This is a genomic window from Streptomyces sp. NPDC014870 (assembly GCF_043081505.1).
Classification (GTDB): Bacteria; Actinomycetota; Actinomycetes; order Streptomycetales; family Streptomycetaceae; genus Streptomyces.
The window spans coordinates 431,786-445,573 of the sequence record NZ_JBIBWQ010000007.1; the positions used below are offsets into that span (position 1 = coordinate 431,786).

The 13,788-nt window shown below is 72.7% G+C and carries 11 protein-coding genes; 3 read left to right on the plus strand and 8 right to left on the minus strand.

Going from position 1 to position 13,788, the window contains the following annotated elements; translation table 11 throughout:
* Positions 1–39: 39 nt before the first annotated feature.
* The 4 genes from ACF09C_RS22305 to ACF09C_RS22320 all read right to left on the minus strand — a co-directional run bounded on the left by ACF09C_RS22305 (position 40) and on the right by ACF09C_RS22320 (position 5,147).
* Positions 40–930: a S1 family peptidase gene (locus tag ACF09C_RS22305; protein ID WP_392093581.1), complete on the minus strand. Its 891-nt coding sequence runs from the start codon at positions 928–930 to the stop codon at positions 40–42.
* Positions 931–1,180: 250 nt separating this feature from the next.
* Entirely contained in the window at positions 1,181–1,978 is a 798-nt protein-coding gene (locus ACF09C_RS22310; RefSeq protein WP_392093583.1) for a DUF1684 domain-containing protein, read from the minus strand.
* The gene (locus ACF09C_RS22315; RefSeq protein WP_392093584.1) at positions 1,965–3,800 is read right to left on the minus strand and encodes an FAD/NAD(P)-binding protein; all 1,836 of its coding nucleotides are present in this window, start codon (positions 3,798–3,800) and stop codon (positions 1,965–1,967) included. Before ACF09C_RS22315 ends, ACF09C_RS22310 begins: the two co-directional genes overlap by 14 nt.
* Positions 3,801–3,905: 105 nt before the next feature.
* A complete protein-coding gene (locus tag ACF09C_RS22320) occupies positions 3,906–5,147 on the minus strand; it encodes a DUF5685 family protein (protein WP_392093586.1) in 1,242 nt (413 codons plus the stop codon).
* A 323-nt stretch (positions 5,148–5,470) separates the two neighbouring features.
* Between ACF09C_RS22320 and ACF09C_RS22325 the strand changes: the two genes are divergently transcribed.
* Positions 5,471–5,905, plus strand: a complete 435-nt coding sequence (locus ACF09C_RS22325; protein ID WP_361964783.1) for a cell division protein SepF — start codon at positions 5,471–5,473, stop codon at positions 5,903–5,905.
* A 71-nt stretch (positions 5,906–5,976) separates the two neighbouring features.
* On the opposite strand, the gene ACF09C_RS22330 is transcribed toward ACF09C_RS22325, so the two are convergent.
* Entirely contained in the window at positions 5,977–7,647 is a 1,671-nt protein-coding gene (locus tag ACF09C_RS22330) for an MFS transporter (protein ID WP_392093588.1), read from the minus strand.
* 406 nt (positions 7,648–8,053) lie between these two features.
* Between ACF09C_RS22330 and ACF09C_RS22335 the strand changes: the two genes are divergently transcribed.
* Positions 8,054–9,085: a phosphatase PAP2 family protein gene (locus ACF09C_RS22335; protein ID WP_392093590.1), complete on the plus strand. Its 1,032-nt coding sequence runs from the start codon at positions 8,054–8,056 to the stop codon at positions 9,083–9,085.
* 92 nt (positions 9,086–9,177) lie between these two features.
* Here the strand turns inward: ACF09C_RS22335 and ACF09C_RS22340 are convergent, their stop codons facing one another.
* Complete coding sequence (locus tag ACF09C_RS22340; RefSeq protein ID WP_362416106.1) at positions 9,178–9,381, minus strand: I78 family peptidase inhibitor; 204 nt, start codon at positions 9,379–9,381, stop codon at positions 9,178–9,180.
* 329 nt (positions 9,382–9,710) lie between these two features.
* Here ACF09C_RS22340 and ctaD point away from each other — a divergent pair, with 329 nt between their 5' ends.
* On the plus strand, positions 9,711–11,414 hold the full coding sequence (gene ctaD / locus ACF09C_RS22345) for a cytochrome c oxidase subunit I (protein ID WP_392093591.1): 1,704 nt from the start codon (positions 9,711–9,713) through the stop codon (positions 11,412–11,414).
* Here ctaD and ACF09C_RS22350 read toward each other — a convergent pair.
* On the minus strand, positions 11,362–12,339 hold the full coding sequence (locus ACF09C_RS22350) for a helix-turn-helix transcriptional regulator (RefSeq protein ID WP_392093592.1): 978 nt from the start codon (positions 12,337–12,339) through the stop codon (positions 11,362–11,364). The two genes, ctaD and ACF09C_RS22350, sit on opposite strands and share 53 nt — an antisense overlap.
* An 86-nt stretch (positions 12,340–12,425) precedes the next feature.
* Positions 12,426–13,703 carry a glycosyltransferase family 4 protein gene (locus tag ACF09C_RS22355; protein WP_392093594.1) on the minus strand — a complete coding sequence of 426 codons (1,278 nt, stop codon included), beginning with the start codon at positions 13,701–13,703 and terminating at the stop codon, positions 12,426–12,428.
* Positions 13,704–13,788 lie beyond the last annotated feature (85 nt).

Here is a 13,788-nt window from a genome sequence, read left to right on the forward strand (position 1 = left end):
ACCGGCTTCCGTTCGGATCATGGTGCCCGGCCGGACGCTCTAGTACACGCTGACCCCGTACGCGCTCAGCGCCTCGGTGACCGGCTGGAAGAACGTCGTGCCGCCGCTGGAGCAGTTGCCGCTGCCGCCGGAGGTGAGGCCGATCGCGCGGCTGCCGGAGTAGAGCGGGCCGCCGGAGTCGCCGGGCTCGGCACAGACGTTGGTACGGATCATGCCGTAGACGATGTCGCCGCCGCCGTAGTTCACCGTGGCGTTGAGGCCGGTCACGGAGCCGCTGTGGGTGCCGGTGGTGGAGCCGCGACGGGTCACGGACATGCCCACGGTGGCGTTGGCGGCGCTGGTGATGTCGACGCTGCCGACCGTGCCGGGCTTGCTCACACTCGTGTTGGTGAACCGGACGATGCCGTAGTCGTTGGTCGGGAAGCTGGATCCCGAGGTGGTGCCGAGGACGGTGGTACGGCCCGAGTCGGAGTACCAGGAGCCCGCGCCGTCGGTGCAGTGCCCGGCGGTCAGGAAGTACGAGTTGCCCGCGCTGTCACGGACGTTGAAGCCGAGGGAGCAGCGCCAGCTGGTGGCGTAGATGGCGTCGCCGCCGGAGATCAGCTTGTTGAACTTGCCGGGAGTGCGCTCGATACGGATCGCGCCGGCGTTGGCGCCCGCCTCGCGCTTGATCTCGGCTATCTCGGCCTTGGACACCGTGGAGTCGGCGGTGACGACCAGGGTGCCGGTGGCCGGGTCGACGTGCCAGGCGGTGCCTGCCACGTCGGCCGCGAGGACGGCGTCGCCCGCGGCGGTGAGCTGCGACGCGCTGAAGGTCTGCGCCGTGTCGGCGTTCGCGGCGGGGACCGCGACGGCCGCGGCGGCGGCGAGGCCGGTGGCGACGGCGAGCAGACGGATGGTTCTCGTGGGGGTGGTGCGCTTGATCCTCACTTCGCGTTCCTCCAGAGGGGAATCGGGGGTCCGCCGTGGGGTGCCGGACCCGTGAGGCGCGGCCAGGGGCCGGCGCTGTGGGGGAGTCTCGGTCCCGCCGACCGACCGCCGCAAGGGCGCCTTTCGGCCGTACGACGCTCAACTACCAGGCACCACACGGGAGTTGATCACGTCGGCGGTGTGGACGGCGAGCCGGCCGCCGTTCACGGTCACCGCCGGCCCCCGGCCCGGCCGCTGCACGGGCCCCGCCTCAGCCCTCGGCGAGCCGCCGCTCCCCCGCCGGCACGGCGGTGTCGAGCGTGTTCCCGGGCGGCGGGAACGGGCAGATGAAGTGGTCCGCGAAGGCGCACGGCGGCAGCAGCGCGCGGTTGAAGTCGACGGTCACCGAACCGTCGGCGGCGGGCGCGGGCGGACGCAGGAATCGGAAGCGGTAGCTGTCCCGGCCGCTGGTCGCGTCGGCGAAGACCGCCCACAGCGTGCCGTCGTCCTCCACCGCGACCTGCAGGGTGTGCTCGACGCCGCGCAGTGCGAAGGAGAGTTCGCCCGCGAGCCCGAGCCCCCGCTCCTTGCCGTCCGCGTTCTCCACCCGGACGCTCCGGGACTCCTCGTACGCCCGGAAGGTGCCGGGGACCACCCAGTTCTCGTCGTACGGGGCGGCCTCGATGCCCCGGAAGGCGCGCCGCGCCGAGGACTCGGGGTCGAAGTCCCGTACCGCCCAGAGCCCTTCGCGGCGCAGCACGACGAGCCGCCGCCCGGCGGACTCGGCCCGGGACTCGTGGATCGGGGGTTGGTCGGCCGTGAGCCGTACGCTGCCGATCAGGGGCTTGCCGTCGACGGTGACGGCGTCCTCGGCCCCGGCGCTGAGGACCACCTCGTCGCCCTCGTCCCGCCACCGCCCTGGAACGGCCGGAATTCGCCCCTCCGGGTAGTCGGAGAGCCAGTACGTGCCGGTGAGGGAGAGCGGACCGTACGACGAGGAGACCGCCGCCGTGCGCTGCTCGTGCCAGTGCTGCCAGTCCTGCTGGGGATCGGTGCTATCCGTGCTCATGGTGTTCCACCTTTCCATACGGGTCCGGGAAGCCCCGGATGCGACGCTTCGGGGGATGCGCGGGCCTGGCCGCCTCGCGCAGCACGGCGAGGACCGTCCGCGCGGTCGCGTCGTTCTGACGGAGCGCCAGGCCGTTGCCGCCCGGCCGGGTGAACCCGCCGGGCCCGCGCGCGTCGGTGCCGGGCCCGAGCGCGAACCGCCGGGGGTGGGGCACGCCCGTCCGGTCCAGGACGCGGCCGTCGACGGGGTCGACCGTGAGCAGCCCCGCCGGGGTCGCCGCCGCCCCGTCGGCGTACAGCGCCCGCAGCAGCGGATCCCGCGTGGTGCTGACCGTGGGCTCCGGGAGCCGTGCCTCGACGAGGGCGCGGGACTCGGTGACGTGCCCCGGCAGGGTCGGGCTCTCGGCGCGGAACACCCCGTCCCCCGTAGTGATCCGGAGGTCCGCGCCGAGGAACCGCACGACCCCCGCGCGGGAGAGCGCGCGCAGGTTCCGCAGGCGCGGGCCCGGTGGTCCGGACGCGAGGGAGCTGTAGAAGCCGTGCCACCAGGGGCCGAGGTCGCCGAGCCGGGCCAGCTGCCCGTAGACGGCGAGCAGCGCGTGGGAGAGGGCGAGGTCGGCGGAGTGCGCCGGGTCGCCGCGGCGGGCGAGGCCGGCGGCGATGTACGTCCGCAGGTGTTCCTGGAGCGCCTCCGCGGAGGCGTGGCGGACCCCGGCGAGCGGGCGGTCGAGCGCGCCGAGGTCGAGCCGGTCCGCGGGGTCGGGCACGGCGCCGGCGACGAGGGTGTCGAGTGCGGGGCCGCCGCCGGGCGGGCAGGCGGCGTGGGCACGCTCGAACTCCGCCCAGGGGACGCGGGTGCGCTCGGGGTGCGCGGTGAAGAGGCGGTGGTAGTGGGCGAACCGGAGTTCCCTGGCGACCAGCGGCCAGACGTCCCGCCGGAAGTCGGGCCCGCCGGGCAGTGCGAGCAGCCGGTCGATCTCCGCCGGGCCCAGGTGGCGCGGGAGCGGCGGCCGTTCGCCCACGAGCGGATACGGGATCTTGGCGTGGTACGGGACGCCCCGCCGCGATCCGACGTGCAGCACCGGCTCGCGCCCGGACGGCAGGTACGTCCCGTCCTCCCCGTACCGGCCGCCGCGCCCCTCGGTGAGCAGCACCATGAGGTCGACGAAGGCGAGGCCGAGGCCGCGCACGAGGACCGGCGCGCCGGGCGCGAGCCGGGACAGGTCGCTGTCGGCGGTGAACTCGGGCGGCAGGTGCACCAGGCCGTGCCGCGCGGCGAAGTCGGCCAACCCGGTCTGCTCGACGTCGGGTTCGGCGTCCAGGTGACCCTGGGCGAGGACGACGGCGTCGGCGGCGAGCGGGGTGTCGAGCCCTTCCAGCTCGACCGTCTGGCGGCCGTGCCGCGTCCCGGTGACGCGCAGCGCCCGGCGCGGATGGTGGTGGACGGTGGTCCCTGGCGGCAGGGCTGCGACGGCCCGGTCGTACACCCAGCGCAGATAGCCGCTGTGCGTGCGGCGGCTGACGAAGGCCCGCCCGTCCCCGCCGGCCCACTCGTGCACGGTGGGCCCGGCGAGGACCGGCCCGGCCATCTCCACGCTGTCGTCGGTGAACATCGTGACGTCCCGCGCCTGCGAGTTCATCCGGAGCAGCGGGGACTGGTCGTGGCGCCAGATCCGGCCGCCGCCGGGCGGGTACGGGTCGACGACATGGACGTCGAGGCCGGAACCGTCGTACAACTCCGGCGCGTTGGCGGCGATCCGCTCCAGGACGCCGGTCCCGCGCGGCCCGGCGCCGACGATCACGAGGGACGCGTTGCGCTTCATCGGAGGTTCCGCGTCATCGGAGGTTCCGCGTCATCGGAGGTTCCGCGTCATCGGGCGTTCCACGACCTCGCGACCCACCTCACCGGGCACCACCCCGCGTGGGCCTCAGCAGCCGCAGTCGCACCCACAGTCGCAGTCGCCACAGCAGCCGTCCCCCTCGCCGCAGCAATTGCTGCAGCAGTCACAGCAGTCGCACCAGTTGCCCACATCGTTGCAGAGCCCCTCACGGCGTTCCCCGGTCCAGGGATCCTCGTGCCCACAGCACACCTGGCACGTACACGCGAGGCCCATCCAGACCGCGCACCCGGCGAGGAGGCCGCGGCGCCGGTTCGGCGGCTCGGGCGGCGGCGGGGCGCCCGGCCCGCCGGGCCCGCCGGGGGCGTACGGGTTGCCCGGCAAGGGTCCGGGACCGTACGGCCCCGGCTGGTGCGCAGCCCCGGCGGCCCCAGCAGCCCCGGCGGCCCCATGGGCACCCGCGCCGTGCGAGCAGCTCGTGGTGCCGAAGGCCCGGTCCACCGAGACCCTCAGCTCGTGGGCGAGCAGCACGTGCGCGAGCCGGCCGTCCGCGAACTCCGCGTCCCGCAGGGCGAGGCGGATGCCGTGCAGCGCGTCGTCCGCGAGCCGCCGGGCCTCCGCGAGCGAGGTGCCGGTCGCGGTGAGCGGGTTCCAGGCGCCCGAGGCCGCGTCGGCCTCCCGGTCCTCCACTGCGTCGAGGAGGTGCGCGAGCCGCCCGAAGAGCCGGCCCGCCTCGGCGAGTGGCTCGACGTTCCCCGGCCGCCCGGCGAGGACGGCGGTGTGGGCGAAGGCCGCGGCCGTGGCGGTCTCGGTCGGCTCGGTCACGACGAGGAGCGGTGTGCCGGGTCCTGCGAGCGTCTCGATCCCGGTCTGCCGGTCCACGGCGTCCACCAGGAGGGCGGTGTCGAAGCCGAGCGCGCGCCCGGTCCGCTCGCCCGCCCGGTCCCAGGACCTGGCGACCCGGCGGGCCGCGGCGGCGACCGGCCGGCGGGCCAGCAGGCCGTCCCTGTCGGCGACGTGGTCCCGGACCTTCGCCGAGGCGAGGACCAGCGAGACGGCCGCCGCGAGCCGCGCGCCCTCGCCCTGGGCGACCGGCGCGCTCCGCATCCCGCGCAGCGGGCAAGGGCCCGCCGTGCGGCGTATGCCGTCGACCGCGCCGGTCTGAGCCTCCGTCAGAACCGAGACGATGAGCCCGTCGTAGTTGGTGACCACCCGGGCGAACTGCCCGTGGTCGGCCCGAAGTGCCAGGCAGAGGCCGCAGAGATGGGCCATCCACTCGACCTTGAGCCCCTCGCTCAGCCGGTGCGTGCAGGGCCTGACGATTCCGAACAAGAGACTCCCCCGTGAGTCGTGCGCATGTGCGGGTGCCGCGTGTGCCGGGCATCGTATCGAGCGTCCCGTTCACCCGGACGCTCCGACCGTCACCCTTCTGGACCGACTTTCATATTTTAAGTTGCACAGCCCCTTGCGGAACCTCCGTCAGGCCCCGCATACCGCAAGATTCCTGACGAATCGCCAGAAACAGGGCCTCACGTTCTGCACCAGTACCGTCACGAAACACGCGCGCGCCGACTATCCACTTGGCGCGCGATCCGCATCATGGACGACGATAGGGATTGCGGAACCACAAGTGACCGCGCTGAAAGGAGGCGTCCATGGGATCGGTGCGCAAGGCGAGTGCCTGGCTGGGACTCGTCGAGGACAACGACGAGCGTTACTACGACGACGAGTACGCCGAGGGTAACGAGAGCGGCGACGCCTGGGTGACGGACCCCCGGGTCCGGGTGGCGTCCGACTCGGCCCAGGAGCAGGGCCGCCGGATCGCGACCGTCTCCCCGGACGGGTTCCGGGACGCCCGGGGCATCGGTGAGCTCTTCCGGGACGGTGTCCCGGTCATCGTGAACCTCACGGCCATGGAGCCCTCCGACGCCAAGCGCGTGGTGGACTTCGCCGCCGGACTCGCCTTCGGTCTGCGCGGCTCGATCGAGCGGGTGGCCACCCGGGTCTTCCTGCTGACCCCGGCCGACACCCAGATCATCAGCGGGGACCCCGCCGCGCGTGCGCAGGACGGTTTCTTCAACCAGAGCTGAGCGGTGGGCGCACCTTCCGGCACCAACGCCGGAGGACGCCCACCCAAGGCCCACCGGCGCGACGAAAGACGCTAGTGCGCCGGGCGGCCGGAGCGGGCGGGCTCGACCGGTTCGCGGCTGGCCGGCACCCGCACGTCCTCGCGCACCGTCTCCTCGCACACCGGCTTCTCCGCGGGGCCCGGCGCCACCAGGTCCTCCGGATCCACCAGGCACTCCATGACGCGTGGCAGCCGCAGCGCCATCAGGGCGCCGAGAAGCAGCAGCCCCGCACTGACGAACAGCGTGATGTGCAGACCGTCCACGAAGGCGTGCCGGGCCGCGTGGTACAGCGCCGAGCCGGCCGTGCCGCCGAGCTGGTCGGCGACCTGGTAGGCCTCGCCGAGCGAGTTCGCGGCGGCCTTGCTCGCGGCGGCCGGGACCTCGGGGACCGAGGCGAGGCCGGGGGCGTACGCGGCGTTCATGACGCTGCCGAGCAGCGCGATGCCCATGCCCGCGCCCAGCTGGTACGAGGTCTCGCCGATCGCCGCCGCGCCGCCCGCGCTCTCCGCGGGCGCCTCGCTGAGCATCGACTCGTAGGCGGAGAAGAGGGTCGTCTGCAGGCCGAAGCCGAGCAGGACGAAGCCGACGGTGAGCAGCAGCGGCCGGTCGGTCTGGCCCATGAACACGAGCAGCAGCACGGCGCCCGCGGTGAGGACGAAGCCCCAGCCGACCATCCGGCGCGGCCCGATCCGGCGCAGCGTGTACGAGCCGGTGGCGCCGGCCGCCATGGCGGCGAAGGTGAGCGGCAGCAGCCTGAGCCCGGTCTCCAGGGGGCTGAGCCCGAGGACGAGCTGGAGGTACTGGACGGCGATCAGCTCCAGGCCGACCAGGGCCAGCATGGCGAGCACGATGCAGCCGACGGAGGTGGTGAAGGCGGGCCGGGAGAACAGCCGCATGTCGATCAGCGGGTGCGCCCGGCGCTTCTGCCGCCGTACGAAGAGGATCAGCAGCGCGGCGCCGACGAGCAGCGGGCCGCAGGTCGCCGGGGCGAACAGGTTCTCGCCCGCGCCGATCCGCTTCACCCCGAGCACCATGCCGAGCACGCCGGCGGCGGCCATCAGCGCGCCGAGGACGTCCCAGGGGCCGTCGTCGCGGCCCTTGGACTCGGGCAGCAGCCAGCGGCCGAGCGGCAGGATCAGCGCCATCAGCGGGATGTTGATCAGGAAGACCGAACCCCACCAGTAGTGCTCGACCAGGAAGCCGCCGAGCACGGGACCGGTGGCGGCGCCGATTGCGGCTACCGCCGTCCAGATGCCGATGGCGGTGGCCCGCTCGCGCCGGTCGGGGAAGACCGCCCGGAGGATCGAGAGGGTGGCGGGCATGATCATCGCGCCGCCGACGCCGAGGAGGGCGCGGGCGCCGATGAGCACCTCGGGGGTGGTGGCGAGGGCGGCGACCGCGGAGGCGACACCGAACAGCGCGTAACCGAGGAGGAGCACCCGCCGCCGGCCGACCCGGTCGCCGAGCGTGCCGAAGAGGATCAGCAGCGAGGCACAGATCAGCGGATAGGCGTCGACGATCCAGAGCAGTTCCGTGGCGCCCGGCCGCAGGTCCTCGGTGAGAGAGGGGACGGCGACGTGGAGCACGGTGGCGTCGAGCGCCACGAGGAGCAGGCTGACGCAGAGGACGACGAGGACGACCCAGCGGTTGGCGCCGCCGCCGGCGGCGCGGAGCCGTGCTCCGGCCGTGATCGTCCGCTGCATGTACGTACCTCCCAGTGAAGCCCTCGCACTCGGCGGGCACCGGCCGGGGTTCGGATCCTCGGGGCGGCCCGGCATCGACGGGCGAGTGAGCCGTCAGCGTACGCGAGTTCAGGGCCCGAGCGCGTGGCGCACCTCTCACCCCGGCGGGCCGCCCGGTGTGGCGTACGCCACTCCAGCAGGGCCGCGCGTCGCGCCGAATTCCTCCCGCACAACCGTTTGAGAAATTTCCGTGACGTACAAACAGACTTCCGGAATGTCGACTGCGCCCAATAGGGCACAAGGTCATCGGATTCTCAGACAGTCGCCAGGAATAAACCCCGGACTGAGACCTACTCCACATCACATCGTCATCACGAAGAGACCGGAACGACCAAGGTCGACACTCACTCCCTGTAACGTCGATTGGGTGCGTACCGACATCTTTGCCCGGCTGGACCGGGAGCCGGAACCGCCGAAGATAGAGGTCCCGCGGATGACTCGCACGCGTCTCGCCCTCTTCGGCGGGACGCTGGCGTTCTATCTCGCCATCGTCGTGGCCGTGCTGCTCTCGACCTGGCTGGTGACCCTCGACTGGAAGATCATGCTGTTCCGGCCCTACCAGCAGTGGCCGGACCTGCACCCCTTCCTCGACTACTACGTCGTCCTCGGCCAGCGCGGCCCGACGGCCGTGATGGTGGCGGCCTGGCTGGGCTGGCGCTCCTGGCGCCAGCACACCCTGCGCCCCCTGCTCACCCTCGGCGCCGCCCTGCTCCTGCTCAATGTCACCGTCGGCGCGGTCAAGCTCGGACTCGGCCGCCTCGGTCCCCACTACGCGACGCAGATCGGCTCCGCCGAGCTCTTCGCGGGCGGCGATATATTTCCGTCGGGGCACACCGCCAACGCGGTCGTGACCTGGGGCATCCTGGCCTATCTGGCGACCACCCCGCGCGCCCGCCGCTACCTCTCGGCGCTCTCCGCCGTGGTCGCGCTCGGCGTCGGCCTGACCACCGTCTACATCGGCACGCACTGGCTGAGCGACGTCCTGCTCGGCTGGGCCGCCGGGCTGCTCATCCTGCTCGCGCTGCCCTGGTGCGAGCCGGTGATCGGCCGGGTGGAGACCGTCGTGCTCAGCGCCCGCGACCGGCTGCGCGAGCAGCTGCGGGCCCGCCGCCGGCTGGTCCCCTCGCTGCCCGTGGCGGCCGGCGGGCCGCGCCCCGCGCGGTTCCCGCAGTCTCCGGTCGCGACCGGGGAGCCGGTCAGGGAGACCGTCGGCGCCCGCAGCGGACGGGCCTCGTCCGCCGCGCGCGGGGACGGCCGTCTCGCGCCGCCGCTCACCAGCCCCCGGGCGCACACGGCCCATGCCGGGCACGCCGGGCACTCCGCCCGCGCGGAGCGATCGCCGGTCACCCCGACCGGCAGCCGCCGCCCGTCGCGCTCGCGGCCGCTCACCGGCGGCTGAGCCGACACGACCGCAGCAGGAAGGGCCCCGGCAGTGTGCCGGGGCCCTTCCTCGTCGTACGTGCCGTGGGCGCCGTGCCTTCAGCCGTGCCGTCAGCCGAGCCAGCAGCGGGTGACGGCACCGTCCGTCACCTCGAAGTTGATGCGGCCCTCCAGGTACTCCATGGTGATGATCGAGCCCGGTGGCAGCGAACGGACCACGCTCCAGCCGTGGTTCCTGGCGAGCCGTTCGGCCTGCTCACGGTCGAGGCCCACATAGTCTTCCGGCGGTACGGGGGAGGTCGGCTTGGGTGTCATGGGCCTCACGTTAGTCCCTTACCGGTCACGCTTGTGTCACAGCTTCTCGACATATGTTTGACACCGGTGCCGTCACTCGGAAGGGCAGTTTCCGGCCGAATCCCCGGCAATTCAAGGCCCCTTACCGCACTTCCCGCAAGCGCTTCCTGAATTCCGTTCCCCCGCCCGTCCGGCGAATTCACCGGGACGCCACCCCCTCGCGGTTTTCACGATTTCCCCGCAGGACGCGCACACGTTCGGCCGACCGGAGCAGCCGGCGGCTCGCCTCCCGTGTCCCCGCCCTCCCGGCGCGCATCATGTCCGGACGATCGGACGCACCGGAGGCATCGATGGGCACCGACACCGCGACCGCGGCCGTCGAATCACCTCGGGAACGGCATGGGCGGGTCCTGATCGACTGGCTCACGACGACCGACCACAAGAAGATCGGCCACCTGTACCTGGTGACCTCGTTCCTCTTCTTCCTGGCCGCGGGTGTCATGGCGATGCTGATGCGGGCCGAGCTGGCCCGCCCCGGGACCCAGCTGCTCGACAACCAGCAGTTCAACCAGGCGTTCACGCTGCACGGCACGATCATGCTGCTGCTGTTCGCGACGCCCACCTTCGCCGGCTTCGCCAACGAGCTGGTGCCGCTCCAGATCGGCTCCCCCGACGTCGCCTTCCCGCGGCTGAACATGTTCTCGTACTGGCTGTTCCTCTTCGGCGGCCTGATGGTGATCGGCTCGCTGCTCGTGCCCAGCGGGCCCGCCGCCTTCGGCTGGACCGCCTACGCCCCGCTGAACGGCCTGGAACGCTCCCCCGGGATCGGCGCCGACCTGTGGATCATGGGGCTCGCGCTCTCCGGCTTCGGCACGATCCTCACCTCGGTGAACTTCCTGGCGACGATCATCGGGATGCGGGCGCCGGGCATGACGATGTTCCGGATGCCGATCTTCACCTGGAACGTCCTCTTCACCGCGATCCTGGTCCTGATGGCCTTCCCCGTGCTGGCCGCGGCGCTGCTCGTCCTCGAGTCGGACCGGCGGTTCGGCTCGGTGGTCTTCCAGCCCGAGAACGGCGGGGCGCTGCTGTGGCAGCACCTCTTCTGGTTCTTCGGCCACCCCGAGGTCTACATCATCGCGCTGCCGTTCTTCGGCATCGTCAGCGAGATCATCCCGGTCTTCGCGCGCAAGCCGATCTTCGGCTACGCGACGCTGATCGCCGCGACGATGACCATCACCGGGCTCTCGGTGGTGGTGTGGGCGCACCACATGTTCGCGACCGGCGCAGTGCTGCTGCCCTTCTTCTCGCTCCTCTCGTTCCTGATCGCCGTGCCGACCGGGGTGAAGTTCTTCAACTGGACCGGCACGATGCTCAGGGGCTCGCTCTCCTTCGAGACGCCCATGCTCTGGTCGGTCGGCTTCCTGGTGTCCTTCCTCTTCGGCGGGCTGACCGGCGTCATCCTCGCCTCGCCGCCGATGGACTTCGCCGTCACCGACTCGTACTTCGTCGTGGCCCACTTCCACTACACGGTCTTCGGCACGGTCGTCTTCGCGACCTTCGCCGGGTTCACCTTCTGGTGGCCCAAGTTCACCGGCCGCATGCTCGACGAGCGCCTGGGCAAGGTCCACTTCTGGACCCTCTTCGTCGGCTTCCACCTCACGTTCCTTGTGCAGCACTGGCTCGGCGCGGAGGGCATGCCCCGGCGGTACGCCGACTATCTGGACGCCGACGGGTTCACCGCGCTCAACACCGTCTCCACGATCGGCGCGTTCCTGCTCGGCGCCTCCACGCTGCCGTTCCTCTACAACGTCTGGCGCACCGCCCGCTACGCGCCGAAGGTCGAGGTGGACGACCCCTGGGGGTTCGGCCGCTCGCTGGAGTGGGCGACGTCCTGCCCGCCGCCCCGCCACAACTTCGACGCCGTCCCGAGGATCCGCTCCGAGTCGCCGGCCTTCGATCTGCACCACCCGGAGTTCGCGACCTTCGAGCGGATGCGGATCACCGCTCCGAGCGCTCCGAGCGCTCAACGGCGCGAGAAAGACGGTCCCTGAGCGTCCGGACCCGGTCGTCCAGTTCGCGCGGGGCGACCACCTCGAACTCGACGCCCAGCATCAGCACATGGACGACCATCCCGGCCAGGCTGCCCGCGCCGGTACGCAGCAGACAGGCGCTCTCCCCGTCCGGTTCCAGGACGCCGTCCATCGGGCCGACGGCGGCGGCCGCCTCGGCGAGCGGGACGTGCAGCCGGATCGTCGCCTCGGCCGCGTAGGCCGCCCCCGAGATGCCCTTGGCGACATAGCCGGCCAGGTCCTCCGCGGGCGGCTCGCGGGGTGGGAAGCGGGGGCCGTGGGGCGGCTTCGGCTCGATCCGGTCGACCCGGAACGTACGCCAGTCGGCCCGGTCGAGGTCCCAGGCGACCAGGTACCAGCGGCGTTCGGTGCACACCAGGCGGTGCGGCTCGACCGTACGGCGGGTGGCCGAGCCGCCGTGGTCGCGGTAGGCGAAACGGAGCCGCTCACTGTCCCGGCAGGCGTTCGCGAGCTCGGTCAGGACGGCCGGGTCGACCTGGCTCGCCGGGGCGCGCAGCATCGGCACGGTGAAGGCGTTGAGGGTGCTCACCCGGCGCCGCAGCCGGCCGGGCAGCACCTGCTCCAGCTTGGCCAGGGCGCGTACGGAGGACTCGCCGATGCCCTCGACGCCCTGCCCTGCGGCTGTGCGCAGCCCGACCGCGACGGCGACGGCCTCGTCGTCGTCGAGCAGCAGCGGCGGCAGTTCGGCGCCGGCGCCCAGCTGGTAGCCGCCGCCCGTGCCGGGGCTGGCGTTGACCGGGTAGCCGAGCTCGCGCAGCCGGTCGACGTCCCGGCGCACGGTCCGGGTGGTCACCCCGAGCCGGTCGGCGAGATCGGCGCCGGACCACTCGCGGTGGGCCTGCAGCAGCGAGAGCAGGCGCAGGAGCCGCGCGGAGGTGTCCAACATGGGGCCGAGTCTGCCAGCCCTCGCGGACAGCCACGGTCCTGAAGGGCCGCGGGCGGCCGTCGACCGGCGGCGGCTCGCTCCCGGGCTCAGCGGAAGCGGCGGACGAGGACCCCGACCCGGCGCTTCAGCTCGTACACCGCGTCGACGAGGGAGCCGACCGCGCGGTGCCGGGTCTCGCTCAGCCGGCCGTGGGCGCGGCCGCTCGCGCCCCGGGCGACCAACTCGCTCCAGATCTCCTCGTGGCGGGCCGCGATCCGGACCGGGTCGAAGCGCTCGGACGCGGCGAGAGCCGCCTTCGCGGTCTTCGCGCGCAGTTCGTCGTCCTCGACGAGTTCGAGCAGCGCCCGGGCCACGGCGGAGACGTCGTCCACGGGCACGAGACGGCCGTCGACACCGTCCTCGACGATCTCGCGGGGGCCGTACGGGCAGTCGGTGGACACGACCGGAAGACCGCACCGCATCGCCTCGACCAGGGTCATGCCGAAGGACTCGCGCCGCGAGGTGACGGCGGCGATGGAGCCCTTGGCCCACTCCGGCTCCATGGGGTTGGCCATGCCCATGAGGAAGACGTTCTCGCCGAGGCCGAGCCGCTCGATCTGCCGGGTCAGCGCGGGCCGCGTGTTGCCGCCCTGGTCGCCCTCGCCGTAGATCCGCAGCTTCCAGTCCGGGTGGGCCGCCGCCACCTGGGCGAAGGCCTCGACAAGGACGTCGTACCGCTTGACCGGGGTCAGCCGGCCCGCCGCGACGACGATCTTCGAGGCGGGGTCGGCGGGCGGAAGGCCGGGCGCGGGCACGCTGTTGGGCACCGCGTCGATCCGTACGCCCGGCAGCCGCAGCCGGGTCCGGTACGAGCGGGCGTCGGCCTCGGTCACCGTGGTGACGGCGTCCAGGACCGCGTACCGATGGGCGATCTCGCGCCGCAGCCGGAAGGTGTGGCCGTCCAGGATCAGGTGCTCCTGGCCGACCAGGACCGGGCCGCGCCGGGTCTGCCGGGCGAGGTGGACGTTGAGCCCGGGCCGGGTGGAGACCACCACGTCGGCCTCGACGGAGGCCAGATGGGCGCCGATCCGGGCGTCGGTGAGCGCGCTGTACTGCTTCCATCGGCCGTCACCGCGCGGGAAGACCCGGGCCGGCCGGGCGATGTCGGGGTGCTCGCCGTCGTAGTCGGGGCTGTCCTTGCGCAGGTCCACGAGGTGACGCAGGGTCACACCGGCGGGCAGGCCGAGGACGGGCGTGTCGCGGTGCCGGAACACCGAGACGATCTCTACCTCGTGACGTTCGGCCAGCACCTGGGCGAGGGTGAACGTCGTCCGGATGGTTCCGCCGATGTGGTAGGCGTTGTGGAGCAGGAACGAGATGCGCATCGGCCGCCGGATCCCCCGTCAGTGTGGTCGGTCGGTCGCGACTTTACTGCCCCGCCGCTTCCGGTTCACGGCCGGTCTCCTCACG

Excerpts from the sequence above, each read along its gene's own strand:
- ACF09C_RS22310 (WP_392093583.1), bottom strand. The coding sequence starts at position 1,978 with ATGAGCACGGATAGCACCGATCCCCAGCAGGACTGGCAGCACTGGCAC.
- ACF09C_RS22315 (WP_392093584.1), bottom strand. The coding sequence starts at position 3,800 with ATGAAGCGCAACGCGTCCCTCGTGATCGTCGGCGCCGGGCCGCGCGGG.
- ACF09C_RS22355 (WP_392093594.1), bottom strand. The coding sequence starts at position 13,703 with ATGCGCATCTCGTTCCTGCTCCACAACGCCTACCACATCGGCGGAACC.
- ACF09C_RS22350 (WP_392093592.1), bottom strand. The coding sequence starts at position 12,339 with ATGTTGGACACCTCCGCGCGGCTCCTGCGCCTGCTCTCGCTGCTGCAG.
- ACF09C_RS22330 (WP_392093588.1), bottom strand. The coding sequence starts at position 7,647 with ATGCAGCGGACGATCACGGCCGGAGCACGGCTCCGCGCCGCCGGCGGC.
- ACF09C_RS22340 (WP_362416106.1), bottom strand. The coding sequence starts at position 9,381 with ATGACACCCAAGCCGACCTCCCCCGTACCGCCGGAAGACTATGTGGGC.
- ctaD (WP_392093591.1), top strand. The coding sequence starts at position 9,711 with ATGGGCACCGACACCGCGACCGCGGCCGTCGAATCACCTCGGGAACGG.
- ACF09C_RS22325 (WP_361964783.1), top strand. The coding sequence starts at position 5,471 with ATGGGATCGGTGCGCAAGGCGAGTGCCTGGCTGGGACTCGTCGAGGAC.